General features: G+C 58.9%; 25 protein-coding genes. 16 read left to right on the forward strand and 9 right to left on the reverse strand.

Going from position 1 to position 23679, the window contains the following annotated elements:
• The first annotated feature begins 172 nt into the window (after nt 1-172).
• The 10 genes from HYX42_RS09275 to urtE all read left to right on the forward strand — a co-directional run bounded on the left by HYX42_RS09275 (nt 173) and on the right by urtE (nt 8911).
• Nucleotides 173-385 (forward strand): DUF2892 domain-containing protein, encoded by a 213-nt coding sequence (locus tag HYX42_RS09275; protein ID WP_293402112.1) that lies wholly within the window; start codon nt 173-175, stop codon nt 383-385.
• A 2-nt stretch (nt 386-387) separates the two neighbouring features.
• Nucleotides 388-891 carry a sigma-70 family RNA polymerase sigma factor gene (locus HYX42_RS09280; protein WP_293402461.1) on the forward strand — a complete coding sequence of 168 codons (504 nt, stop codon included), beginning with the start codon at nt 388-390 and terminating at the stop codon, nt 889-891.
• A gap of 104 nt (nt 892-995) precedes the next feature.
• Nucleotides 996-1547, forward strand: coding sequence for a hypothetical protein (locus tag HYX42_RS09285; protein ID WP_293402114.1), 552 nt, complete (start codon nt 996-998; stop codon nt 1545-1547).
• 6 nt (nt 1548-1553) lie between these two features.
• A complete protein-coding gene (locus tag HYX42_RS09290; RefSeq protein WP_293402116.1) occupies nt 1554-1997 on the forward strand; it encodes a hypothetical protein in 444 nt (147 codons plus the stop codon).
• Nucleotides 1994-2614 carry a hypothetical protein gene (locus tag HYX42_RS09295; RefSeq protein WP_293402118.1) on the forward strand — a complete coding sequence of 207 codons (621 nt, stop codon included), beginning with the start codon at nt 1994-1996 and terminating at the stop codon, nt 2612-2614. The genes HYX42_RS09290 and HYX42_RS09295 overlap by 4 nt, the downstream gene beginning before the upstream one ends.
• Nucleotides 2615-3024: 410 nt before the next feature.
• Entirely contained in the window at nt 3025-4293 is a 1269-nt protein-coding gene (urtA, locus tag HYX42_RS09300; protein WP_293402120.1) for an urea ABC transporter substrate-binding protein, read from the forward strand.
• Nucleotides 4294-4516: 223 nt separating this feature from the next.
• Nucleotides 4517-6091 (forward strand): urea ABC transporter permease subunit UrtB, encoded by a 1575-nt coding sequence (urtB, locus tag HYX42_RS09305; RefSeq protein ID WP_293402122.1) that lies wholly within the window; start codon nt 4517-4519, stop codon nt 6089-6091.
• A gap of 109 nt (nt 6092-6200) precedes the next feature.
• Entirely contained in the window at nt 6201-7331 is a 1131-nt protein-coding gene (gene urtC / locus HYX42_RS09310; RefSeq protein ID WP_293402124.1) for an urea ABC transporter permease subunit UrtC, read from the forward strand.
• On the forward strand, nt 7328-8209 hold the full coding sequence (gene urtD, locus HYX42_RS09315) for an urea ABC transporter ATP-binding protein UrtD (RefSeq protein ID WP_293402126.1): 882 nt from the start codon (nt 7328-7330) through the stop codon (nt 8207-8209). The genes urtC and urtD overlap by 4 nt, the downstream gene beginning before the upstream one ends.
• 9 nt (nt 8210-8218) lie before the next feature.
• Nucleotides 8219-8911: an urea ABC transporter ATP-binding subunit UrtE gene (urtE, locus tag HYX42_RS09320; protein WP_293402128.1), complete on the forward strand. Its 693-nt coding sequence runs from the start codon at nt 8219-8221 to the stop codon at nt 8909-8911.
• Nucleotides 8912-9120: 209 nt separating this feature from the next.
• On the opposite strand, the gene HYX42_RS09325 is transcribed toward urtE, so the two are convergent.
• The 9 genes from HYX42_RS09325 to HYX42_RS09365 all read right to left on the reverse strand — a co-directional run bounded on the left by HYX42_RS09325 (nt 9121) and on the right by HYX42_RS09365 (nt 18425).
• A complete protein-coding gene (locus HYX42_RS09325) occupies nt 9121-9603 on the reverse strand; it encodes a hypothetical protein (RefSeq protein WP_293402130.1) in 483 nt (160 codons plus the stop codon).
• 145 nt (nt 9604-9748) lie between these two features.
• Nucleotides 9749-10579: an urease accessory protein UreD gene (locus HYX42_RS09330; RefSeq protein WP_293402132.1), complete on the reverse strand. Its 831-nt coding sequence runs from the start codon at nt 10577-10579 to the stop codon at nt 9749-9751.
• A 154-nt stretch (nt 10580-10733) separates the two neighbouring features.
• Nucleotides 10734-11501 (reverse strand): ABC transporter permease, encoded by a 768-nt coding sequence (locus tag HYX42_RS09335; RefSeq protein ID WP_293402134.1) that lies wholly within the window; start codon nt 11499-11501, stop codon nt 10734-10736.
• Between the two features lie 20 nt (nt 11502-11521).
• Nucleotides 11522-12361, reverse strand: coding sequence for an ABC transporter ATP-binding protein (locus tag HYX42_RS09340; RefSeq protein ID WP_293402136.1), 840 nt, complete (start codon nt 12359-12361; stop codon nt 11522-11524).
• A 42-nt stretch (nt 12362-12403) separates the two neighbouring features.
• Complete coding sequence (locus tag HYX42_RS09345) at nt 12404-13429, reverse strand: ABC transporter substrate-binding protein (protein ID WP_293402463.1); 1026 nt, start codon at nt 13427-13429, stop codon at nt 12404-12406.
• A 265-nt stretch (nt 13430-13694) separates the two neighbouring features.
• Nucleotides 13695-14930, reverse strand: coding sequence for an ArgE/DapE family deacylase (locus HYX42_RS09350; RefSeq protein ID WP_293402138.1), 1236 nt, complete (start codon nt 14928-14930; stop codon nt 13695-13697).
• Nucleotides 14927-16702 (reverse strand): 2-oxo-4-hydroxy-4-carboxy-5-ureidoimidazoline decarboxylase, encoded by a 1776-nt coding sequence (gene uraD, locus HYX42_RS09355; protein ID WP_293402140.1) that lies wholly within the window; start codon nt 16700-16702, stop codon nt 14927-14929. The genes HYX42_RS09350 and uraD overlap by 4 nt, the downstream gene beginning before the upstream one ends.
• Nucleotides 16699-17730, reverse strand: a complete 1032-nt coding sequence (puuE, locus tag HYX42_RS09360) for an allantoinase PuuE (protein ID WP_293402142.1) — start codon at nt 17728-17730, stop codon at nt 16699-16701. The genes uraD and puuE overlap by 4 nt, the downstream gene beginning before the upstream one ends.
• Nucleotides 17727-18425 (reverse strand): GntR family transcriptional regulator, encoded by a 699-nt coding sequence (locus HYX42_RS09365; RefSeq protein WP_293402144.1) that lies wholly within the window; start codon nt 18423-18425, stop codon nt 17727-17729. Before HYX42_RS09365 ends, puuE begins: the two co-directional genes overlap by 4 nt.
• Before the next feature lie 97 nt (nt 18426-18522).
• On the opposite strand from HYX42_RS09365, the gene uraH reads away from it, so the two are divergent.
• From uraH to HYX42_RS09395, 6 genes are all read left to right on the forward strand, one after another.
• On the forward strand, nt 18523-18876 hold the full coding sequence (gene uraH / locus HYX42_RS09370) for a hydroxyisourate hydrolase (protein ID WP_293402146.1): 354 nt from the start codon (nt 18523-18525) through the stop codon (nt 18874-18876).
• Nucleotides 18877-19226: 350 nt separating this feature from the next.
• The gene (locus tag HYX42_RS09375) at nt 19227-20174 is read left to right on the forward strand and encodes a DUF6282 family protein (RefSeq protein WP_293402148.1); all 948 of its coding nucleotides are present in this window, start codon (nt 19227-19229) and stop codon (nt 20172-20174) included.
• Nucleotides 20175-20182: 8 nt separating this feature from the next.
• Complete coding sequence (locus HYX42_RS09380; protein WP_293402150.1) at nt 20183-20926, forward strand: NAD(P)H-dependent oxidoreductase; 744 nt, start codon at nt 20183-20185, stop codon at nt 20924-20926.
• 45 nt (nt 20927-20971) lie between these two features.
• Nucleotides 20972-21757, forward strand: coding sequence for an IclR family transcriptional regulator (locus HYX42_RS09385; RefSeq protein WP_293402152.1), 786 nt, complete (start codon nt 20972-20974; stop codon nt 21755-21757).
• 110 nt (nt 21758-21867) lie between these two features.
• Nucleotides 21868-22857: a tripartite tricarboxylate transporter substrate binding protein gene (locus tag HYX42_RS09390; RefSeq protein ID WP_293402154.1), complete on the forward strand. Its 990-nt coding sequence runs from the start codon at nt 21868-21870 to the stop codon at nt 22855-22857.
• A gap of 48 nt (nt 22858-22905) precedes the next feature.
• Nucleotides 22906-23667 (forward strand): aldolase/citrate lyase family protein, encoded by a 762-nt coding sequence (locus tag HYX42_RS09395; protein ID WP_293402157.1) that lies wholly within the window; start codon nt 22906-22908, stop codon nt 23665-23667.
• The last annotated feature ends 12 nt before the right edge of the window (nt 23668-23679 follow it).

Below are 23679 nucleotides of genomic sequence, written 5' to 3' on the forward strand. Positions count from 1 at the left end.
CCTTGGGGTTGTCCTTTGTCGGCCCGCATATGCCGCAGAGGGCCCGGAAACCCCCTGAAACGATCCAAAGCGTGGAATCCTGCCTCGAGTAACTTTTGTTTTGAATCCTTTTGCAGCCATCGCCCCTCCTTCCCTTCAATGCCACGTTTTGTATGGCATTCAAGGAGAAAACATGTTCTATCGCAAAAACGTGGGCCGTAAAGAGGGCTGGTTCCGCCTGCTCGCCGGGGCCCTCATCGTTGCCTGTGCCCTGACGCAGGTTGGTTTCACCCCGCTGGGCCTGCTGCTGGCAGGTAGCGGCGTATTCACCGCACTGACGGGCCTGTTTGGCTTCTGCCCGGCCTGCGCCGTGGCTGGCCGCAAGCCGGCGGACGGCCCCAGGTGAGCATGCCCGACCGCCTGGTGTTTGCGGCAGCGCAGGCTGGCGAGCCCGCTGCGCTCGACCAGTTGCTGCGCGAGTTGCAGCCCGACATACGCCGTTATGCCCGCCGCCAGTGCCACCGGGGCACGGCGATAGAAGACGTGGTGCAGGAGGCGCTCATCGTCGTCTACCGCCGTGTCGGCAATGTGCGTGATGCAGCGGCACTGGGTAGCTGGATCTTCCGTGTGGTGGCGCGTATGTGCATGCTGCCCGCGCTGGCAATGATGCGCGGCACAGAGGCGTTGACCGAAGCGCATGAAGCAGCGTATTTCGCCAGCATGCCGAAAGACGAGTTGCGCATGGACATCGTGCGCGGGCTGGAGTCGCTGCCGCTGATCTACCGAGAGGTCATTTTGCTGCGCGACATGGAGCAGTTGACCATCTCCGAAGTCGCCCAGCGCCTGGACACACCCGCGAAGCGGCGAAGAGCCGCATTCATCGTGCGCGGGTGCTGCTGCGTGAGTACCTGAGGCCGGATATGGTGAAGGTTTAAGCGACTTGATGGGTGTGCAATCGCGACCGCGAGTTTATTTAGTGCTTGAGTTACATTCACTAACAAACTCTAGGGTTCTATATGCCAATCGCGACCATTTATAGTTTTCTGACCTATCCGCTCAAAAACAAGCCGGTAGCAAAACCGATGACCGGCGTCGAGGTACCCATTGACGGCGGAAAGCTCTCAAAAATGTTGACTGGTGTTTTTGATGGTGCCAAAACCGATTGCTCAATTCCGGTCATGTTTACCGCGACTGATCAGAAGAATCCAGTGAGGACGGAGTTGATCGCCCTACTGAAGAAGCCCAGTGTTGCCGCTGCGATGCCGTTAGCTGATCGACTTCAGTTGGCCACTACCGGCACTTCTGGAATTGGTCTTCTGTTTGTGTGCATTGGTGACGATGCAGGGCAATCCAGAGTTGTTATTTCTCGCTTTCCGGCTGACGAAGGCGTAGTCGCTAAACACGGCGGCGGAAAATTGACTGTAGAGTTTGTTGATCAAGTGTTTCTGAAGAGTGCGTTTTCATATAAGGCTGCGACCTACGTGTCTTCTGGAAAGCCCGACGATCTTTGGAAGGGGCATGCAATTGACAAACAGACCAATCACGGAATGCAGGACATTGCTGACTAATGGATTGTGGATTTCCTGAAGTCGGAGTTCACCACCACTCCAGCCACAGGAACAAAGAGACTTGCCCTAGCACTTAAAAAGGTCGCAGCATCTTCACAGGATCCAATTATCAAGAGGGAAATTGTTGCAGCGGCCTTGCTTGCAACAAACCTACCAAAAAACACGATAACCATCACTGATTTTTGCGATCATTTTCAAATGTCTAAAGCAACTAAAGACGCGATTGCTAGCGTACTTAATCCAGTTTTATTGGCGGATAAATTTAAGTTTGACAGGGATGAGTTTGCACGGCACGTCTCTTATAAGCAGATTGAACTGGATAACGGGGCTGTACTTTCTGCGCCGGTGGATCAATTCGAACAATGTTTTGAGGAAACCAAAAAACAAGGAAGGGTTACTTATACGACTACGGGGCATATCGTTGACGAACGTTTAAAGAAGCTTAAATGAACGACGAAAATCTAATTGCAGAATACAGAAGTAGGTACAAAGCGCAGTTAGTACCTATCGCAGAACGGTTGTCAAGAGAGCTGCTTCAGAGCCTAGCTGACCTACCTAGAGTTGACCGAGTTAGCGTCCGGGCTAAAGATCCAGATCGGTTTTTAAAAAAAGCAAAAAAACTCAAGGACGGTTCATTGAAGTACGAAGCACCACTTGATCAGATACAAGATCAAATTGGAGCACGCATCATCGTGTTTTATCTTGATGATGTGGAAGTAGTGTCTAAGACGCTCCTCCGTTACTTCCGTAGCATTGAGACTAAGGCGCTGGTGCCAGAGGAGACGAATCGGTTCGGCTACGTCGGGCAGCATTATGTTATGGCTTTAACTGAAGACCTTTTTGACCAAGGGGTAGATAGGTCTAAGCTTCCTCAGTTTTTTGAACTCCAAATTAAAACTTTGTTTCAACATGCCTGGAGTGAAGCTGAGCATGACCTCGCGTACAAACCTGAGCTTCCTTTGAGCGCGGACCAAGAGCGCCAAGTAGCGTTTACCGCCGCTCAAGCTTGGGGGGCAGATCATATTTTTCAGGCTCTTCGCACAAATCTAGCGCAATCAGTTAACTAAACCTTCGAGATTCACCCAGTTTCCGATGTATAAATTTTGCCCCACCGCGCACTCACTTCGTAATAGCCACCTTCTGCTCAAAAAGCGAATACTTTGTGTTCTCGCCATAGTCCGGCATGTCGATCATCTCTGTGGTGCTGTATATCAACACGCTGTCGAATCTGGATTCATGCGCGTGCAGTGCCCGGCGCACGACTTCCTTGCGAGGCCTGATTGGAGCAAGCGTGCCAGCTTGAATGCCGTTCCCCGGAGGTAGGGCTTTTGTAATCCCCCGCTTACATACGCCACCCGGCGTATTTCCCAATCCTTCCCCGGTACCCAGAATCGGTCCATCGTTGCCACAAAGCCTTGCCAGCAATAGCCGGGAGGCTTTTGGGCAGCGACCCCAACTACCTACCGGAGAAGCACACATGCAACGTCGACAAACACTCAAGGCCATCACCGCAGCCGCCGCACTGGCAGGCCTGGGCGCCGCACCCGCCGCATTTGCACAGGCTGGCGGCACGATCAAGGTTGGCATCCTGCACAGCCTGTCGGGCACCATGGCCATTTCTGAAACCACGCTGAAAGACACCGTGCTGATGGCGATCGAAGAGATCAATGCCAAGGGCGGCGTGCTGGGCAAGAAGCTTGAGCCTGTGGTCGTCGACCCGGCTTCCAACTGGCCCCTGTTTGCTGAAAAAACCAAACAGCTGCTTGGCCAGGACAAGGTTTCCGTGATTTTCGGTTGCTGGACGTCTGTGTCCCGCAAGTCCGTGTTGCCAGTGGTTGAAGAAATGAACGGCCTGCTGTTCTACCCTGTGCAGTACGAAGGTGAAGAGCTGTCCAAGAACGTGTTCTACACGGGTGCCGCACCCAACCAGCAGGCCATTCCTGCTGTCGATTACCTGATGAGCAAGGCCGGCGGCGGCGCCAAGCGCTGGGTCCTGCTGGGCACCGACTATGTGTACCCGCGCACCACCAACAAGATCCTGCGCGCCTACCTCAAGAGCAAGGGCGTTGCCGATAAAGACATCGACGAAAAATACACCCCCTTCGGCCACAGCGACTATCAAACCATTGTTGCCGACGTCAAAAAGTTCTCGCAGGGCGGCAAGACGGCTGTGGTCTCGACCATCAACGGTGACTCCAACGTTCCTTTCTACAAGGAACTGGGCAACGCCGGCCTGAAAGCCAAGGACGTGCCAGTCGTTGCGTTCTCCGTGGGTGAAGAAGAACTGCGCGGCGTTGACACCAAGCCTCTGGTCGGCCACCTGGCTGCCTGGAACTACTTCCAGTCGATCAAGAGCCCGGCCAACACCGAGTTCATCAAGAAGTGGTCTGCCTACGCCAAGGCCAAGAAGCTCCCCGGCTCTGACAAGCCTTTGACCAACGACCCGATGGAAGCCACCTACATCGGCATCAACATGTGGAAGCAGGCTGTCGAGAAGGCCAAGTCCACCGAAACCGACAAGGTCATCGCCGCCATGGCCGGCCAGACCTTCAATGCACCGTCGGGCATCGTCTCGAAGATGGACGAGAAGAACCATCATCTGCACAAGTCTGTGTTCATCGGCGAAATCAAGGCTGACGGCCAGTTCAATGTGGTCTGGAAGACGCCTGGCCCCGTGAAGGCCAAGCCATGGAGCCCATACATTGAAGGGAACGATAAGAAGCCAGATGAACCCGTCAAAAAGTAATCCATAAAGCTACTGCGCAACCCGATCTGGGCTCTGCAGTGCTCACCGTACAGGTGTACGGCTCCGCGCTGCAAAACCCACCTCGGGCTGCTCGCTACGCTTTCTGAACAACTTTTGGGTAAGTTTCGGCGCGCTTCTTGCGACTGCTGAAACGCCCAGACATATTCAAGGAAGTTGCAGTCTGGGCACGGCCTGCCTTGCCCAACCTACAGGTTCTTTCCACATGCTGCTTCGACACACTTTCCTTCTTGCCGCACTTTTGATCGTCGGCCACGCCTATGCCCTGACGCCTGAAGAGGTCAAGGGCATGACCTTTGGAGAGACTGATGCGCGTGTCGCGGCGCTGAACAAGGCTGCTGCAAGCGCCGACGACAAGACCGCCGCCTTTATCCAGGCGTTGTCTGACGATGCCGTCAAGACCAAGGGCGAAAAAGTCTTTGTTGTGAAGGACGACAAGGCCTTCGACCCGGTGACTGGTGCAGAAACACCGCTGCCGGCTGATGCCGAAGACGTGATCAACCCGAACCTGATGCGCAGCGAGCTGGACAACGCACTGGCTGCGCTCAAGCTCTTCAGCAAGGACGAAAAAGTACGGCGCGATGCGATCAGGACGCTGTCTGAAGAAAATGATGAAGCGCGCCTGCCGCTGATTGAAAAAGCCTACGCCGCAGAGACCGTGCCTGCACTGAAGAGTCAGCTTGAACTGGTGCGCGCTGCCATCTTTCTGGGCAGCACTGACCGTGCCAAACGGCTTGAAGCTGCCGCACAACTCGCAGGCAGCAAGAACCCCGCGACCAAGACCGTGCTGCTGGAGCGCATCGGCAAGGAAACTGATGCCGATGTGAAGGTGGCACTTCAGGCAGCCCTGGCAAAAGTTGAAGCTTCGCTGGAATGGGGCAACCGTCTGGGCGCGATTTTCAGCGGCATCAGCCTGGGCAGCATCCTGCTGCTGGTCGCTTTGGGGCTGGCGATTACCTACGGCCTGATGGGCGTCATCAATATGGCGCATGGCGAGCTGATGATGATTGGCGCCTACGCCACCTATGTGGTGCAGGGGCTGTTCCAGAAGTATTTGCCGAATGCGTTTGACTGGTACCTGCTGGCGGCGGTGCCGGTGGCCTTCATGGCATCAGCGCTGATGGGTGCGGCCCTCGAGCGCAGCGTGATCCGGTTTCTTTATGGAAGGCCGCTTGAAACCCTGCTCGCCACCTGGGGTATCAGCCTGATGCTGCAGCAGCTGGTGCGCTCCATCTTCGGCGCGCAGAACGTCGGTGTTGAAAACCCGGTCTGGATGAGCGGCGGTGTACAGGTACTGGGCAATCTGTCATTGCCCTACAACCGGCTCGTCATCATCGGTTTTGCGATTGCGGTGTTGCTGGGCATGGCCTGGCTGATCAGCAAGACACGCCTGGGCCTCTTTGTGCGCGGCGTCACGCAGAACCGGCCGATTGCGTCCTGCATGGGTGTAAACACGGCACGTATCGACACCTACGCATTTGCCCTGGGTTCAGGCATCGCGGGCCTGGCAGGTTGTGCGCTGAGTCAGGTGGGCAATGTGGGCCCTGACCTAGGCCAAAGCTACATCGTTGATGCCTTCATGGTGGTTGTATTGGGCGGCGTGGGCCAGCTGGCAGGCACCGTGTATGCGGCCATGGGGCTGGGCATCCTGAATAAATTCCTCGAAGGCTGGACGGGCGCTGTGCTGGCCAAGATCGCAGTGCTGGTGTTCATCATCATCTTCATCCAGAAGCGGCCACAAGGTATCTTTGCGATGAAGGGCCGGAGCGCAGAAGCATGAAAAAGATGAGCTCCCCCCCGAAGCGCCTGTGGTGCCTCCCCCTCAAGGGGGCGCAGTCTGTGGCCCGGCAAAGCCGGTTCCACGCCTGCACTTGCCTTGGCCTTACATCATGAGTACCGTGCCTGTGCCTACACCTGTTTCTGTTGTGCTGCCTTCCAAAGGCCCGCTGCTGACGCGCACTGGATGGACCGCCTTTATGGTGGCGCTCATCGTGGTCTGCGCGCTGGCCCCGGTGCTGAACCTCTGGGTGCCCGAAACCAGCATGTTCCACATGAGCACCTATGCGGTGGCACTGCTCGGCAAGATCATGTGCTACGCGATCTGTGCCCTGGCGATGGACCTGATCTGGGGCTATACCGGCATCCTGTCGCTGGGCCACGGTGTGTTCTTCGCCTTGGGCGGTTATGTAATGGGCATGTATCTGATGCGACAGATCGGTCGTGACGGCAATTACAAAAGCGACCTGCCGGATTTCATGGTCTTTCTCGACTGGAAGACATTGCCATGGCACTGGACCTTTAGCGACAGCTTTATCGCCACGCTGTTTTTGATCGTGCTGGTGCCCGGTGTCGTCGCCTTTGTGTTTGGCTACTTTGCGTTCCGCTCACGCATCAAGGGTGTGTATTTTTCCATCATCACGCAAGCCATGACCTTTGCAGCCATGCTGCTGTTCTTCCGCAATGAAACCGGCTTTGGCGGCAACAACGGCTTTACGGATTTCAAGCGCATTCTGAACATTCCACTGGCCACACCCAATATGCGCATGACGCTGTTTGTCATGACGGGGCTGACACTGCTGGGCTTCTTTCTTTTCGCCAAATGGCTGGTCGGCAGCAAGTTTGGCCGCGTGCTGCAGGCCATCCGTGACGCAGAAACGCGGGTGATGTTCTCGGGCTATAACCCGCTGGGCTACAAGCTGACCATCTGGGTGATTTCTGCCGTGATGTGTGGTGTTGCGGGTGCCCTCTACGTGCCACAGGTCGGCATCATCAACCCGGGTGAAATGAGCCCGGCCAACTCAATTGAAATTGCCATCTGGGCAGCCGTTGGCGGGCGCGCCAGCCTGATAGGCCCCATCGTCGGCGCCTTCATCGTCAACGGTGCCAAAAGCTGGCTGACCGTGGCCTACCCCGAGTTCTGGCTTTACTTTCTCGGCGCGCTGTTCATCTGTGTGACGCTCTTCCTGCCCAACGGGGTGGTCGGGCTGGTGAAGAAGCTGCGCAAGGGAGGAGCGGAATGACCCCCGATCTGCTAGAGCAGGGCGCTCAAAGAATCCAGGAGCGGTTCGCTGCGATTGAAGCGGCGAAGAGCAACACCGAATCTGGCGGCCGAAGTGCTAGCAACAGCCGTGTCGCCACACCGGGTGAGGTGGACGTTACCCATGGCCGTATCCTGTATCTTGAAGATGTGAGCGTCAGCTTCGATGGCTTCAAGGCCATCAACAAGCTGTCACTCGACATCGCACCCGGCGAGTTGCGCTGCATCATCGGCCCCAATGGCGCTGGCAAAACCACCATGATGGACATCATCACCGGCAAAACGCGGCCCGATGAAGGCACGGTGTTTTTCGGCAGCACGATTGACCTGCTGCGCCACAAGGAAGCCGAGATCGCACAGCTGGGTATTGGCCGCAAGTTCCAGAAGCCCACGGTGTTCGAGCACCTGACGGTATTTGAAAACCTGGAGCTGGCGCTGAAGACCAACAAGGGCGTGAAGTCGTCCATGTTCTTCAAACTCGATTCCGCACAGAGCGACAGGCTTGCAGAAATACTGGTGACGATTCACCTGGCCGACAGCGTGAACCGCATGGCAGGCAACCTGAGCCATGGGCAAAAGCAGTGGCTGGAGATCGGCATGCTGCTGATGCAGGACCCGAAACTGCTCTTGCTCGACGAGCCTGTAGCGGGCATGACGGATGAAGAAACTGCACGCACAGCAGAACTCTTTTTGACGCTCAAGGGCAAACATTCGCTGATGGTGGTTGAGCACGACATGAGTTTTATCCGCACGATTTCTGAAATCGTGACGGTACTTTGTGATGGGTCTGTTCTCGCCCAAGGCACGCTGGACCAGGTGCAAGCGGATGAGCGCGTCATTGAAGTCTATTTAGGACGTTAGGAGCAACACATGCTGAGCGTCAAAAACGTCAATCAATACTACGGCGGCTCCCACATCCTGCGTGATGTGAGCATGGAGTCACATCTGGGCAAGGTCACCGTACTGCTGGGCCGCAACGGGGTGGGCAAGACAACCTTGCTCAAATCGCTGATGGGCCTGGTACCCATCAAGACCGGCACCATCGAATTTGATGGCAAGCAGATCCAGGCTTCAACCCCTTACGAGCGCGCCCGTGCTGGTATAGGTTTCGTACCGCAGGGCCGGGAGATATTTGCACGATTGACAGTTGAAGAAAACCTGCGCATGGGTCTGGCCTACAAAAGCGCCAGTACGCCGATACCTGCAGAGTTGTACGAGCTGTTCCCGGTGCTCAAGCAGATGCTGAATCGGCGCGGTGGTGATTTGTCGGGCGGGCAGCAGCAGCAACTCGCCATTGCCCGCGCGCTGGCAGCCAAACCCAAAATGCTGATTCTTGATGAGCCGACCGAAGGCATACAGCCCAGCATCATCAAGGACATAGGCCGCGTGATCCGGATGCTCGCCGACCGTGGCGACATGGCCATCCTGCTGGTCGAACAGTACTACGACTTCGCGCAGGAACTGGCCGACGATTACCTCGTCATGGAGCGGGGCGAATTCATCGCCCGCGGCCAGGGCAAGGACATGGAAACCAACGGCGTCCGCCAACTGGTAGCTATTTAAATCTGCTCCCCGACTTGCAAGGGCGTCGTGCGACCGGCTTTGCCGGGGCACAGACGCCGTCCCCTGTAGGGGAGAACAGGCTACACGCAGTGAGCCTGGACAGGGGGGAACGGAAAAAGCCGCCAGGATGGTCCTGGCGGCCCTACTGCATAGCTCCATCTGTGGCGTTCATCACGCCCCCAAGCAGAGTTTTAAGCAGAGGTGGGTGATTACTGCGGCGCAGGAATCACAATAATCGCATCCGTACTGGTCTGCGGTTTGATGACAACGTTTGTCGAATCTGCCGGCAACACCACTGTTTCGACTTCACGAATCACGCCACCGCCAGCAACGCTGCCTTGCGTGGTGCCATAGCCCACGATACGCGCTTCACAGGCGACCTTGTCTTCGCCTGTAAGTGCATTGCAGCGCTGTACCGCATTCGCATTGAACTGGGCGCCAGCATTGTCAAGTTTGCCTGCACGCTTGTCTGCATTGGCATTGCGTACTTCACGCAGGCAGGTTTCGCGGTCCTGCTGGGTGCGGCCAGAGTTGCAGGCGGCCGCTTCGCTTTGGGCATTGCCCGTTGCATCAATGCCGGTGGTGCCTGATGCGACCTGTGCGGTGGCTGCCGTCATGGCCATCACGGCAGTGAAAACAAAACCTGCGATGCCTTTGACCAGCGTGTTGAGCTTGAATTGGGGTGCGTTCATGTTGACTCCTTGGGGTTCGTCCTTGTGGACCTGTGAATGAACTGTATGGCGCAGGCCTTTTGCGTCATGACAGCCAAGGAGACGGGCGAGTGCGCCTGTGCGCCCGTATGTGTGTAGGAATATGCTGAGGGCGGGCTTTTAAGCTTCAGGTTGACCAGATGCGCGGGCTCGACGATGGCAAGCCCCAGAGGTGGCTGCGCCATGCCAGCCACACCTGGCGAAGCAAGGCCATGGCAGGCTCCACTACAGGTGCCAGCACCCGCACCAGCACCACCTGCCCGTCGGGGCTGGTGGCACCTGCAGTTGCGCAGAGAGAGTGTGCCTCGATGACGCCTCTTGCAATGTCCAGCGCCGATTGGCGACGCTGCTTGTCCAGTTTCGTGCCCGCAATAAAAAACAGGGTGGCTATACAGCGGTGACCCGCCAGCCCGAGCGGCCCGTTCATCAGCAGCCCATCTGCAGCCTTGATGGTCGCGCGCTCCAGCCAGAGGCCTGGCACTTCAATGTGCTGGCAGAAGCTTCCACCTTGAAATGGTTTACCGGCTGCTGGCAGGCCCAGTGCGGTGACATCCCACCCGAGCAGTTCCGCACCAGGTGCCAGATTCATGCGCAGCTGGTTTTCTGCCAGGCATCCGCTGTAACAGAGGGCTTCAAGCGGCAACCATTCCAGGCGTGCACCGGCGTTGACGGTGATGGAAGTGCGCTGAAGCGCAGGCTCGCCTTCCGATCTGTAAAAACGTGTTGCCCCAGGCGTGGTGATCAGCCCGTGCGAACCTTCACCTGCCCTGATTGCGATATCAAGTGTGTCGCCTCCTACCAGGCCGCCAGGCGGGTGCACCAGCACGTTGTGGCAGATGCCATCGCCTTCGGGGTAAAGGCTTTGCAGAATTCGAAGCGGGCCGGTGTGCGTGTGGCGTGCCACACAACGCCCGTCTTCAAGGCTGTAGTCAAGGTCAAGTTGGGCGTGCCAGGGCATGCGTCGAGTTTAAGCGGCACGCGCCTTTGTTCAATTCTTCCAGAACCCCTGCTGCGCCACGCTCGCCCCGGCCATCATGACGCGGCCTATGCACTCACATATAAAAAAGCGGCCTTGAGGGCCGCCTTTATTATCTGCATGCGCAAGTTGCAGATTATTCGTTGTTTGTGCTGCGGTGCGCCCATTGCGTGGTGTGCTTCTCGATGTAACTGAACAGCTCATACATCACCATGGCCATGGCGCCCACGACCACCAGGCCGCTGAAGGCCAGGCCCATCTGCATCGCAGAACCGGCAGAGATCAGCAGGTAGCCAATGCCTTCATTGGCCGCGGTCATCTCGGACACCGTGGTGCCCACGAAGGCCAGTGTGATGGCCACCTTCAGCGAACCATAAAAGTAAGGCATGGAGCGCGGCAGTCCCACCTTGATCAGCACATCCCAGCGCTTGGCGCCCAGCACCCGCAGCACGTCTTCCAGCTCAGGCTCAAGCGTTGCCAGCCCGGTCGCAATGTTCACCATGATGGGAAAGAACGAGATCAGGAAAGCCGTCAGGATGGCCGGGCCAATACCGATACCGAACCAGACCACCAGGATGGGCACAAACGCTGCCTTGGGCAGGGCATTAAAAGCCGTCATCAGTGGATAGACTGCCGCATAGGCCAGGCGGGACGAACCGACCACAAAGCCCAGCAGCACGCCCACCACAATGGCAATGCCAAAGCCGGCCATGGTCACCCAGTAGGTGCGCCAGGCATGGCCCAGGATGACCCACTTGAACTCCCAGGTCTGGGTGGCAATGCGCCAGGGGCTTGGGAAGATGAATTCAGAGACGTCAAAGGCCGCACAGATGAACTGCCAGATGGCTATGACAGCGACCAGCAACACCCAGGGCGCCCAGCGTTCGAGTTGTTTTTTTGACATGTGAGGGGTGGGTGGTGGAGTCAGGCCGTAACCGCAGTGGCCTGGCTGGTCTGACGTATGGCGCCTATGTGGCCGCGCAGCTCGTGCACGATGTCGCTGAATTCCTTGGTGTAGGTCACTTCCAGCTCACGCGGGCGGGGCAGCTCGATCTCGCGCTTGATCACAAAGCGGCCTGGGCTCTTGCTCATCACATAAACCGTATCGGCCAGGAAGACCGACTCGCGCAAATCGTGCGTCACCAGGATGACGTTGAATTTCTGCACGGTCCAGAGGTCGCGCAATATGCACCAGAGCTCTTCACGGGTAAACGCATCGAGCGCACCGAAGGGCTCATCGAGAAGCAGCATCTTGGGCTCATGAATCAGTGCCCGGCAGATGCTGGCGCGCTGTTGCATGCCGCCTGAGAGCTGCCATGGAAACTTGTCTTCATATCCGCCCAGGCCAACGCTTTGCAGCAGCTTTTTGGCACGCTCTTCATACTCTTTTTTCTTGTCCCGGAAGCTGCTGCGAAAGGGCTCGACGATCTCAAGCGGCAGCAGCACGTTGTCAAGCGTGGTGCGCCAGGGCAGCAACGACGGGGCCTGAAACGCCATGCCGGAGACCTTGAGCGGGCCGGTGACATGCCTGCCGTCGATGATGATGTTGCCCTTTGACGGCATCTTCAGCCCGGTGGCCAGCTTCATGAAGGTGGACTTGCCGCAGCCCGAGGGCCCGACGATGGCGATGAACTCGCCCTGCCTGACCTTCATGTCAATCGCTTCGACCGCAAATTTCTGCTGCGCGAGCAGCTCTTCGTTGTAAGCCAGCCAGACGTCGGAGAAGTCGACGAATAGCGGTGCGGCGTCAGTCTGGAGTGTCATGAAGGTCGGGCCTGAAGACTAAAAGAAGTTGCGACCGTCTGCTTATTTTTTCGGCAGCACGTTGAGCTGGGCGGCGGTGGGCAGGAAGCTGCCGTTCCACACTGCTTCCGGGTTGACGCGGGTCTTGGTGTTGAAGGCGTCGGACACTTCAGAAGCCATCAGCGACAGGCGTGGACCCTTGACCTGGCCGAACCCTTCGGAACGTGCGTCCGGGCTGTTGATGACGGTGTCGATGGCCAGTTTCAGGCGGCGGGTTTCCAGCGGCACATTGATGATGCCGTCACGCTCCTTGACATAGGCAATCGTGGCGGCCGGGTCGGTCACCACATCCTTGACGCCCTTGGTGAAGGCGAGCAGGAAGGCCTTGACGGCGGCGGGGTTCTCCCTGATGAGCTTGGGCGAGACGATGACGGCGTTGCCGTAGTGCTTCACACCGTAGTCGGCATAAGGCAGCACGACGACGTCTTCGGCCTTGACGCCCCGGGCCTCGAGGTTCAGGAGCGAGGTGAAGGTAAAGCCGGTGATGGCGTCGATGTCACCGCGGGCCAGCATGGTCTCGCGCAGTGGGGGGTCCATGGCGGTCCAGGTGAAGCCTGTGATCTTGTTGGCCTTTGCAAAGACGGGGAAGGCGCGGCGGCCTGCGTCAAAGACCGGGGCGCCCATCTTCTTGCCGTTCAGATCCGAAGGCTTGGTGATGCCGGATTTTTTGAGCGCCATGACGGACGCCGGCGTGTTGTTGTAGACCATCATGACGGCGACGGGCTTGTTGGGCGCGTCGGGGTTGTTGGCGTGAAACTCCATCAGGGCTGCGAGGTCGGCAAAGCCCATGTCGTAGGTGCCGGATGCGACGCGGGTGACTGCGCCGCCGGAGCCATTGCCTGCATCGACCGTGACATCGAGCTTGTTGTCCTTGAAGTAGCCTTTGGCTACAGGGGTCAGGAACAGGGCGGCAGGGCCTTCAAAGCGCCAGTCAAGCTGGAACTTGATCGGTGTGTTCTGTGCATGTGCCGTGCTGAAGGCGGCGGCAGCGATGAAAGCGCCAGCCAGTTTTGCAGCCAGCGGCAGCATCGAAAAAGGGGATGCGGAGGTATTGGTCATAGGAACTCTCTGGAAGAGAAGCGAACGTTGAAGAAACCCCAAAAAGGGACGGTTGTACAAAGCAATAACAGTGCCAAAACGTGCCAAAGATGCGGAAGAATTGCGATTGGCGGCGCTCATCTAGCGGGAAACGATGTGTGCCATCCTATTTTGAGCGAAGTCAGCTTTTTGCAAAGGTCTTTTGACTCCGTGAATACCCCTGAAAAATGATGTCCAGAGCTACCCGGCCCAGCCTTCATGAAAGCAGGTCCCTCAGGGTGCGTGCAATGACTTTTGTGGCGCGCCTGAGATCTTCAAGCTCAAGCCGCTCGTCAGCGCGTTTGGCATGGGACTCAAGCACGGTTCGTGGGCCGGCACCATAAATCACACCCGGGATACCGGCTTCGGCATACAGCCGAACGTCGGTGTACAGGGGCGTGCCCATGGCTGGAATCCGGGTGCCGAACAGGGTTTCGCCATGCTTCTGGATGGCATCCACCAGGGGTTTGTTGCCCTCAAGAGGCCGCATGGAGTTGGCCAGCAGCAGGCGTTTGATGTCGACCGATATACCGGGGCACGCACCAGCGGCCGCAGCGATGACCTGGCGAATGCTGGCCTCGACCTCGGCCGGTTTTTCTTCGGGAATCATGCGGCGGTCCAGCTTGAAACTCACCTTGCCGGGGACCACGTTGGTGTTGGTGCCGCCTTCAATGCGCCCAACGTTGAGGTAAGGGTGGGTGATGCCCGCGACCGTCGAAGTCACCTTTTTGTAAAGCGTATTTTGTGCATACAGCGCGTTCAGGATGTGCACTGCGCCCTGCAGTGCGTCGACGCCACTTTCGGGGATGGCCGCATGCGCCATCTTGCCGTGAACCGTCACTTCCATTTGCAGGCAGCCGTTGTGGGCGGTCACCACTTCATATGAAAAGCCGGCCGCAATCATCAGGTCGGGTTTGGTCAGACCTTTCTTCAGCAGCCACCCCGGGCCCATTTCGCCACCGAACTCTTCGTCATAGGTGAAGTGAAGCTCGACAGATCCTTTCAATGGTGCAGCCAGGGCTTCAAGGGCACGCACCGCAAACGTGAAACTCGCGAAATCGGACTTGCTCACTGCAGAGGCCCTGCCATAGAGCTTGCCGTCGACGATTTCGCCGCCGTACGGATCATGCATCCACCCTTCACCGGGCGGAACCACGTCGCCATGCGCGTTGAGCGCAATGGTTCTGCCGCCTGCTGCATATGGCCGCCTGACGATCAGGTTCGTAATGGACTCCATGCCGTAGGCTTCGACCTCAGCCTGTGGAACTGGATGTTTTTCAGCATGGAAGCCAAAACTCGCCAGCAGCTCTGCGGTGCGGTCTGCATGCGGTGCGTTGTTGCCGGGCGGTGTGTCTGTCGGCACCTGGACGAGTTGCTGCAGAAAGCGGACTTCCTCGTCGAAGTGTGCGTCTATCCAGCTGTCGAGTCTGTCGTAATCGGAAGAGGGGCTCATTGAACGTCTCTGGCAAGGCTGCCGAGTAAAAACTGGAAGGCCTCAACCGCGAGCTGCATGTCGTCGCTGGTCGTGCTTTCAAGGGGGTTGTGGCTGATGCCGGAGTTTTGGCCGCGTACAAAAAGCATGGCCTGCGGCATGATCTTGTGGATCTTCATGGCGTCGTGGCCGGCGCCGCTGGGCATGGCAAAGAGGGGCAGGCCGAGAGACTGCACTGCAGCTTCCCAGCGGGCCTGCCAGGCCGGGTTGCTGGGTGCTGCAGCGGCCTTTTCGGTGAGTTCAAGGCTGTACTGGACGCCGCGCCTTTCGCAGATGGCTTTCAGTTCATCGAGCACGTCGGCCGCCATGGCATCGCGCTGCACGTCGACAGGCGCGCGCATGTCGAGTGAAAACAGGCAGCGGCCCGGCACGACGTTGATGGACCCGTTGGGCACCTGGAGCATGCCCATGGTGGCCACCGAGTCGGCATCCTGAGCGGCGCGTTTTTCAATGTAAAGCGCGAGTTCCGCTGCAGCGCTGGCTGCGTCCCGGCGGCGGTTCATCGGTGTGGTTCCCGCATGGCTGGCCACGCCCGTGATCTCGCAGAGATAACGCACGCTGCCATTGATGGAGGTCACGATGCCCAGAGGCAGGTCCATCTCGTTCAGAACGGGGCCCTGCTCGATGTGTACCTCTACAAAACCCAGGTAGTGGTCAGGCTGGCGTTTGATGCCGGGGATGTCCGCAGGATCAAGCCCTGCGTGAGCCATGGCCTCGCGCATGGTGATGCCGTCTGCGTCCTTCTGCTCCAGCCACCCGGGTTTGAAATCACCCACCAGCGCACCGGAGCCGAGGAAAGTCGCCTTGTAGCGCTGGCCTTCTTCTTCGGCAAAGCCCACGACTTCAATATTGAAAGGCAGTCGCTTGCCCTGGCGATGCAGTTCCTGTACGCAGGCCATGGGTGTGAAGATACCGAGCCGGCCGTCGTACTTGCCGCCGTTGCGCACCGTGTCGTAATGGCTGCCGGTGAGCAGGGTTTTGGCGTTGGGTTTTGCTGCCCTGTACACACCGACGACATTGCCCACGGCGTCAACGCCCACATCGTCAAACCCGCATGCCTTCATGGTGCGGGAAATGAAATCGGCGCAGGCGCGGTGGGCATCCGTCAGGTAGGTCACCGTGAGCTGGCCTTTTTCCAGGTAGCCCGGGTCGCTGTATTGCGCGAGCTGCTCATGCCAGTCCCATACCTCGTTGCCAGTGACAGGATTGACACCAAACTTGTCATTGAGCCGCAGTTCAACAATGCGGTTGATGTTGCGCAGGCATTCACCCAGTTCAAAGTCAGGGTGGTTGTTCAGCCGGCGCTCAAACGTGGCCATGATCTGCTGCTTGGTCAGGCCGGCGCCGCGCGTGCCCCGCACCGCCAGCACAAAGGGAAAGCCGAATTTCGCGTTGTAGTCGCCATTGAGCTTCTGTATGTGTGCAAGTTCGTCGGGCATGCACTGCGTCAGACCCGCGGTTTTTTGCTCATGTGTTGACTCGGCCGTGAGGCTGTTGTCGGCCATCGCCTTGCCCGCCAGTTCAGGGTGGGCCTTGATGAGTGCGACCTGAGCAGCGCGGCCTGCACCCTCGACGACCCGCACCATTTCATGCTTCAGGTGTGCAAGCGATTTGAAGGGGCGGCTGGTGAGTGCCCTTTCTGCGATCCAGGGTGAATGCTCATACAGGCCGTCGAGCAGCAGAGCGGCTTCGGCCGGTGAGGCCTGGTTCAGTTGTTCAAGCGTGAGTGTCATGCCTGGCCTTCTCCACTTGCCGTGTGAGGGTGGGTTTTCTCCCAGTGCCGGGCGATCTCGATACGCCTGCAGACCCACACGTGCGCATGCTTTTCGATGTGGTCGAGAAAGCGCTGCAGTGCGACGATGCGGCCCGGCCTTCCGAGCAGGCGGCAGTGCATGCCTATGCTGAGCATCTTTGGCCGGTCGTCGCCATCGGGGGAACCTTCTGCATACAGCGCATCGAAGCTGTCGCGCAGGTATGTAAAAAAGTCTTCGCCCTGCGAGAAGCCTTGAGGCAATGAGAAGCGCATGTCGTTGGTGTCCATCGCATAAGGCACCACCAGGCGCGGCACGACGACGCCGTCGCTTCGTGTGACGTCCATCCAGAAAGGGAGGTCGTCGCCGTAATAGTCGCTGTCGTACACCAGCGCACCGTCATCGGCCACCAGCCTGCGGGTGTTCGGGCTGTCCCGGCCTGTGTACCAGCCCAGCGGCCGGTTGCCGGTGAGCTTTTCAATGGCGTCCAGCCCCAAACGCATGTGTTCACGCTCGGTCGCTTCGTCAGTCTGCTGGTAGTTGATCCAGCGCCAGCCATGGCAGGCGATTTCGTGGCCGAGTTCGACAAACGCGGCCGTCACATCGGGCTGGCGTTGCAACGCCATGCCGACACCAAAAACAGTCAGCGGCAGTTTGCGTTTTTCAAACTCGCGCAGGATGCGCCAGACGCCGGCGCGTGAGCCGTATTCGTAGATGCTTTCCATGCTCAGGTGCCGGTCCGCAAATGCCGGCGGGTTGAACATCTCCGAGAGAAACTGCTCGGAGCCTGCATCGCCATGCAGCACGGAGTTCTCGCCGCCTTCTTCGTAGTTCAGTACAAACTGGACTGCGATGCGCGCCTTGCCCGGCCACTGTGCGTGCGGAACATTCCTGCCGTAGCCTGCCAGGTCTCTGGGGTAAGTGGCCCCCACGCTCGTCGCATCGCGTACTTCGCTGCCCCTCGGCTGGGGCGATTTTCCTTGGGGCGGCCCGGCGGAAAATGTGCTCATGACAGCGCCATGGACAAATCGTTGCTGGGAACCTTGCGGTCAAAGGCCAGGTTTTTCTCTACGTTGAGCAGGTGCTCCGTCATCAGCTGCACAGCCAGTGATTCGTCCCTTGCGGCAAGGGCGCGGATGATGCCGGAATGCTCATCGCTGGAGTACTCGGCAGCAGTGGCCGTCTGGTACATCAATGTGATCAGCGCACAGCGCGAGATCAGCTCGCCCAGAAGTTGCGCCAGAACTTCATTGCCCATGAGTTCGGCCATGCGCACATGAAAGTCGCCGAGCAGCTCCGTGCGGCTGGCCGCGTCTGCGCGTGCCACGGCGGCCTTCTCTTTGGCGACATGTTCTTTCAGCGCCTTGATCTTGGCGGGCGTGACCTCGCGCACAAAAGCGCGCGTCATTTCAGCTTCAAGCATGCGCCTGACGGCAAACACCTGGCGCGCCTCCATCACAGAGGGCGAGGCCACGAAGGCGCCGCGTGCGGGCTCAAGGCGGATCAGGCGGTTTTGCGAGAGCTGGAACAAGGCCTGACGTACCAGCGTGCGCGAGACGCCAAAGTGATCCGCGAGTTTTTGTTCGGCCAGCTTGGTGCCGGGGTGCAAACGGTGCTCGACGATGGCTTTCGTCAGGGCCTCGACGATGGCATTGGTGGGGTTGGCTGATGCAGCGACGGCGGCGGCTAGGGCAGAAGTGGGCATGCTTTTGATCATAGCTTCAAACCCCAAAACTGTATACACTTTCAGTGAACCGAAAATCGCTTTCGATACGCTGTTCATCAGCTTTTAAAGGATGACCATGGGCTTGAGCACACACGTACTGGACACCATGCACGGCAAACCCGCAGCAGGCATGGCGGTGTCGCTGTACACCACGCAGGGCCATGATGCGGTGCTGGTCAAGCAGTTCACGCTCAACGCCGATGGCCGCAACCCGGATGGGTTGCTGTACGACACGGCCACTTTAAGGGCAGGTACTTATCGCCTGGTGTTTGATGTCGCTGCGTATTTCAGGGCATGTGGCGTGAAGCTCCCCGAGCCGGCATTCCTGAACCTGGTCAGCCTTGACTTCGGCGTCGCCGATACCACCCAGCACTATCACGTGCCCCTTTTGGTCAGCCCATGGAGCTACTCCACCTACCGGGGTAGCTGATCGGTATTGACCGGCGTCGCATAACGCCTGCTGCGTGGGCATGACTGCTCACGGCCTTTTGCAATTCACTCGCTGTTTTTAACGAAGCCCATTTCAGGCGCAGCCATGCACGCCTGATTTCCCATGTGAACGAGCGCTCTTTCCGGACGCTCGCTGCGCCTGTCCGTACCCGCAGGCAAAGGTGCATGCGAGGGCGCATGAAAGGGCGCATGAAAGGGCGTCCAAGGGTTTGTACCTAGTTTTTATCCGGGATGAGGGATTATCATCGTTACATCAGAAGATACTACGTTTTGCAGAATAAAACAAAAAAGTTCTGCAAGTGGATGTGAAAGCGACGAAAAGGCCCCACCATGCAGCAACAGACCGAACAGAATTACGAACTTGCGCCAGGCGCCTGGCGCAAAAGCCAGCCCGGGCTTTCCAAAAGCCTGCTCAAGGGTGCGATTGACCTGCATTGCCACAGCGGGCCTTCCGTCATGCCGCGTTATTTCGATCACTACGAAGCCATGCAGGAGGCGTCCGAAGCTGGCGTGCGTGCCCTGCTGATCAAGGACCACTACTACTCCGTCACGCCCGTCACGGTCATGCTCAACAAGCATTTCAGCCACCTGGGTGTGACGCTGCTGTCCGGCGTGCCGCTGAACAACCAGAGCGGCGGCCTGAACATCTACGCGGTAGAGCACGGCATTGCGCTGGGCGCCAAACTGGTGTGGATGCCGACCTTCTCGTCGAAGAACCACATCGACCAGCACAAAAAGGGGCAGACCACCAACTTCCCCAACTCCAGCCGCCCGATGATGCCGCCCACACCGGTGCATGTGGTGGACGACAGCGGCAAGCTGCTGCCCGACGTGCTGACCATCCTCGACGTCATTGCCGACCGCGATGTGGTGCTGTCGTCGGGACATCTCAACATCAGCGAGATCTGGCCGCTGTTTGAAGAAGCCAAAAAACGCGGCATCAAACGCATGATCTGCAACCACCCGACCTTTGTCGTCGGCGCCAGCCTGGCCGACATCACGCGCCTGGCGGGCATGGGCGTGTACATCGAGCATTCGATGTGCATGTTTGCCGAAGACTCCAAGTTCCGCATGTTCGACCCCGAAAACCTGCGTGGCCTGATAGAGGCTGCGGGCGTTGACCGCACCATCCTCGGTTCAGACCTGGGACAGGTCGGCAACCCCCGTCTGGTCGATGGCTTCCTCAGCGTGATCGAGATCTGTCTGGACCTTGGCTACAGCGAGGCAGATGTCCGCAAGATGGTCTCCACCAACGCCGCCACCCTGGTCGGTCTTTGAGTTCTGCCGTGAAGACACTGATTGTTTACGCGAACCCGGAGCCGACCTCCTTCACGGCGGCGCTGAAAGATGCGGCGTGCAGGACGCTTCAGTCGCACGGGCATGAGGTCGTCGTGTCCGACCTGTACGCGGAGAATTTCAATCCGGTGGCTGGCCGGCATGATTTCACGACGGTGGCCGATGCCACACGGTTTCACTACCAGCAGGAGCAACTCAAGGCCAGCCAGGAAAACGGCTTCTCCAACGAACTGATGCGTGAGCAAAAGCGCGTTGCCGATGCAGACCTGTTCATCTTTGTCTACCCGCTGTGGTGGGGCGGCATGCCGGCCATCCTCAAGGGCTGGTTTGACCGCGTGCTGGCTTACGGTTTTGCATATGCCGATGGCAAGCGTTTTGACAGCGGCTTCTTCAAGGGCCGCCACGGCGTGGTCGCGCTGACAACCGGCGGCACACCCGAGCGGTTTTCCGAGGGCGGCGTCTATGGCCCGATTGAAAACCTGCTGTACCCGCACCGCAGGACCATGCTGGAGTACCTGGGGCTGGAGGTCGCACCGAGTTTTGTGGCTTATGCGTCCCCACGCGTGAGCCAGGCCGAGCGCGAGAAGTACCTGGCAGACTGGTCTGCACAGCTCACAGCGCTGGCGAAAAAAATGGCCAGTACCCCGGTGGCTGACAAACGCCTGCCGAATGCGGCTCTTGAAGGTGGGTCCAACTGGGCCAGCAACAGCGGGGGCACGCCCTCACAAAGCTAACATCGCTGGGCCGGAATTTCCCGGCTTTCAAGCGAAGCAAGCACCATGACAGAGCCCAAAGAAACCACCGGCGTCCAAGCCGTCCTGTTCGCACTGGAAATCCTGGAGCACGTCGCCGTCCAGCGTGAGGCTGTGGGCGTGACCGCCATTGCCGAACACTTCGGCACCAACAAGAGCAAGGTGTTCAGGCATCTGCGCACGCTGGCGCAGCAGGGTTATGTGGTGCAGGACGAAGCGTCCGAGCGCTACCGCGTGGGTGCGCGCATGGTGGCGCTGGGGCATGCGGTCAATGACAGCGTGGACATCGTCCGCGAAGCGGTCCCGGTGATGCGCAAGGTGCGCAACGCGCTCAGCCACTCGGTCATTCTCGGAATGATGGACCGCGGCGGCGTGCGGGTCGTGTCGGTGCAGTCGGGCACCTCGGCCATCGAGATCACGGTCAAACCCGGTTCGCTGCTGGGTTACCACTACTCCGCGCAGGGAAAGGTCGCGCTGGCCTACGGCGGCCCCGCGCTGGTCAAAAAAATCGTCGCAGCGGGCTTGCCCGCCCTGACGCCAAGCACCATCACCAGCGCGAAAGAGCTTGAAAAAGAGCTCGAACAGGTCCGCAAACAGGGTTGGGCCATGGCGCCCGACGAAGCCGTCATGGGCCTGAACGCCCTGGCCGTACCGATTTTTGATGCCGCCGGAAAAGTCGTGGCCACGATTGCCATCGTCGATGCTGTCCAGTTCATGCCCGGCAAGGCCACAAAGCTGCAGATCGACACGCTGGTCAATGCCGGCGCGAGCATTTCCGAAAGCATAGGTTTCAGGCCCGGCAGGCCGCGATAGACCCGCCCGGGTCCATCGTCTCCTGCCGGTTCATCAAAGTTGGTGCCCACAAGCCCACCAGTCCATACGCCTGAAAAGGCGAATTTTTCAACTTGACCCAGGAGACAACGATGACCCACTACCCCTTCCTCAACAGCCGCCGTGCCCTGCTGGCGGCAGCCTGCCTTGCCATGGCTGCGCCCGTCATGGCTGCAGATGCATGGCCTTCCAAACCCGTGAAGCTGATCGTGCCGTATCCGGCAGGCGGACCGATTGACGGCGTGGCCCGTGGCCTGGCTGACCGTCTTTCCAAACTGTGGGGCCAGCCGGTGCTGGTTGATAACCGCGGTGGCGCCAATGAAATCATTGCCGCAGACATGACGGCCAAGTCTGCACCCGACGGTTACACCATTCTTCTTGGCGGCGACCCGACCTTTTCAGGCAACCGCTTCCTGTTCAGCAAGCTGCCCTACAACCCGCTGATCGACCTGGTGCCGGTGACCCGCGTGACCTTTGTCAACGAGGTGTTCATCGTCAATGGCAACCTGCCCGTGAACAATCTCAAGGAATTTGTAGCCCTGATGAAGGCCAACCCCGGCAAATACAACTACGGCTCGGCCGGTGCCGGCGGCCCGACCCACCTGCCGGTCGATGCTTTCGCACGGCGCGAAGGCTTCGACATCACGCACGTGGCCTACAAGGGCATCGCGCCCGCTGTGCAGGATTTGCTCGGCGGCCAGGTACAGATCATGGTCGCGGGCAGTTCGGCGGCCACGCCTTATGTCGCCTCGGGCAAGCTCAAGGTGCTGGCCATCAACGGCAGCAAGCGCGCCAAGGCACTGCCCAATGTGCCGACTTTTGCCGAAGCCGGCTACCCCAACACCGAGATGTACTTCTTCCTGGGCCTGACCGTGCCCAAGGGTGTGCCCAAGCCTGTCATTGACCAGATCGCCAGCGCAACGCGCAAGGTGCTGGCTGACCCGTCCTTTGTCGAAAAGACGCTGGACCCGTTCGGCTTTGACCCGCTGGGCGAAACGCCCGAGCAGTTTGCAGCCTTCCTGGTGAAAGACCGTGCGGCGGCGGAGAAGAAGATCAAGGAAGCAGGCGTCAAGCTGGACTGATCGCAACGCGGGGCCAGTCCCCGCGTCTTTTGGATTGCAGGAACATTCATGACAGAAAAGAAAACAGGCTTTCGCGATCGGCTGGCTGCCCGCGAGAACATGCTGGGCACATTCATCAAGACGCCGGGTGTGCAGGCCATCGAAGTGCTTGGCGATGTCGGTCTTGACTTCGTCGTGATCGACGCCGAGCACGCGCCCTGGGACCGCAATGCCATTGACCTGGCCCTGCTGGCGGCAAAGGCTGCCGGCATTGATGCACTTGTGCGGGTAGAGAGCACGGCAACCATATTGACGGCGCTCGATTGCGGCGCGACGGGGGTGATGGTGCCCCATGTCTCGACCGCAAAAATCGCGCAGGAGGTGGTGGACGCCTGCCGCTACCGGCCGGGCCGGCGCGGCTTTACCAATTCGTCACGCGCCGGCAGATACGGCCGTCTGGGCCTGACGGCGCACATAGAGGCGAACGATGAGCGCACCACCATCATCGCCATGCTGGAAGACCCGGAAGCACTCGACCACATCGAGGACATCGTGGCGGTGGATGGCATAGACGCCTTCTTCCTGGGCCGGGGCGACCTGACTGTTGCGCTGGGCGAGTCGGCGACCGATGCCGCGCCTGTGAAGGCGGCGATTGCACGTTTTGTCAGCGCCGTCACGGCCGCGAAGAAGCCGCTGTGTGCCTTTGTGAACAGCTCCGCGGAGATCCCTGCGCTGCGTGCGCTGGGCATCAACACCTTCATCATTTCTTCGGAGCAGGGTTTGCTGCGTCTGGCAGCAAGCACAGAGCTCACGAAGTTCAAGGCCATCTAAACCCGTTTACGC

Origin of the sequence: Polaromonas sp. (assembly GCF_016185115.1) — a bacterium.
In the GTDB taxonomy this organism is placed as follows: domain Bacteria; phylum Pseudomonadota; class Gammaproteobacteria; order Burkholderiales; family Burkholderiaceae_C; genus Polaromonas.

Coding starts and splice junctions, on each gene's coding strand:
- HYX42_RS09275 (WP_293402112.1), top strand. CDS start 173: ATGTTCTATCGCAAAAACGTGGGCCGTAAAGAGGGCTGGTTCCGCCTG.
- HYX42_RS09280 (WP_293402461.1), top strand. CDS start 388: ATGCCCGACCGCCTGGTGTTTGCGGCAGCGCAGGCTGGCGAGCCCGCT.
- HYX42_RS09285 (WP_293402114.1), top strand. CDS start 996: ATGCCAATCGCGACCATTTATAGTTTTCTGACCTATCCGCTCAAAAAC.
- HYX42_RS09295 (WP_293402118.1), top strand. CDS start 1,994: ATGAACGACGAAAATCTAATTGCAGAATACAGAAGTAGGTACAAAGCG.
- urtA (WP_293402120.1), top strand. CDS start 3,025: ATGCAACGTCGACAAACACTCAAGGCCATCACCGCAGCCGCCGCACTG.
- urtB (WP_293402122.1), top strand. CDS start 4,517: ATGCTGCTTCGACACACTTTCCTTCTTGCCGCACTTTTGATCGTCGGC.
- urtC (WP_293402124.1), top strand. CDS start 6,201: ATGAGTACCGTGCCTGTGCCTACACCTGTTTCTGTTGTGCTGCCTTCC.
- urtD (WP_293402126.1), top strand. CDS start 7,328: ATGACCCCCGATCTGCTAGAGCAGGGCGCTCAAAGAATCCAGGAGCGG.
- urtE (WP_293402128.1), top strand. CDS start 8,219: ATGCTGAGCGTCAAAAACGTCAATCAATACTACGGCGGCTCCCACATC.
- HYX42_RS09325 (WP_293402130.1), bottom strand. CDS start 9,603: ATGAACGCACCCCAATTCAAGCTCAACACGCTGGTCAAAGGCATCGCA.
- HYX42_RS09330 (WP_293402132.1), bottom strand. CDS start 10,579: ATGCCCTGGCACGCCCAACTTGACCTTGACTACAGCCTTGAAGACGGG.
- HYX42_RS09335 (WP_293402134.1), bottom strand. CDS start 11,501: ATGTCAAAAAAACAACTCGAACGCTGGGCGCCCTGGGTGTTGCTGGTC.
- HYX42_RS09340 (WP_293402136.1), bottom strand. CDS start 12,361: ATGACACTCCAGACTGACGCCGCACCGCTATTCGTCGACTTCTCCGAC.
- HYX42_RS09345 (WP_293402463.1), bottom strand. CDS start 13,429: ATGCTGCCGCTGGCTGCAAAACTGGCTGGCGCTTTCATCGCTGCCGCC.
- HYX42_RS09350 (WP_293402138.1), bottom strand. CDS start 14,930: ATGAGCCCCTCTTCCGATTACGACAGACTCGACAGCTGGATAGACGCA.
- uraD (WP_293402140.1), bottom strand. CDS start 16,702: ATGACACTCACGCTTGAACAACTGAACCAGGCCTCACCGGCCGAAGCC.
- puuE (WP_293402142.1), bottom strand. CDS start 17,730: ATGAGCACATTTTCCGCCGGGCCGCCCCAAGGAAAATCGCCCCAGCCG.
- HYX42_RS09365 (WP_293402144.1), bottom strand. CDS start 18,425: ATGCCCACTTCTGCCCTAGCCGCCGCCGTCGCTGCATCAGCCAACCCC.
- uraH (WP_293402146.1), top strand. CDS start 18,523: ATGGGCTTGAGCACACACGTACTGGACACCATGCACGGCAAACCCGCA.
- HYX42_RS09375 (WP_293402148.1), top strand. CDS start 19,227: ATGCAGCAACAGACCGAACAGAATTACGAACTTGCGCCAGGCGCCTGG.
- HYX42_RS09385 (WP_293402152.1), top strand. CDS start 20,972: ATGACAGAGCCCAAAGAAACCACCGGCGTCCAAGCCGTCCTGTTCGCA.
- HYX42_RS09390 (WP_293402154.1), top strand. CDS start 21,868: ATGACCCACTACCCCTTCCTCAACAGCCGCCGTGCCCTGCTGGCGGCA.
- HYX42_RS09395 (WP_293402157.1), top strand. CDS start 22,906: ATGACAGAAAAGAAAACAGGCTTTCGCGATCGGCTGGCTGCCCGCGAG.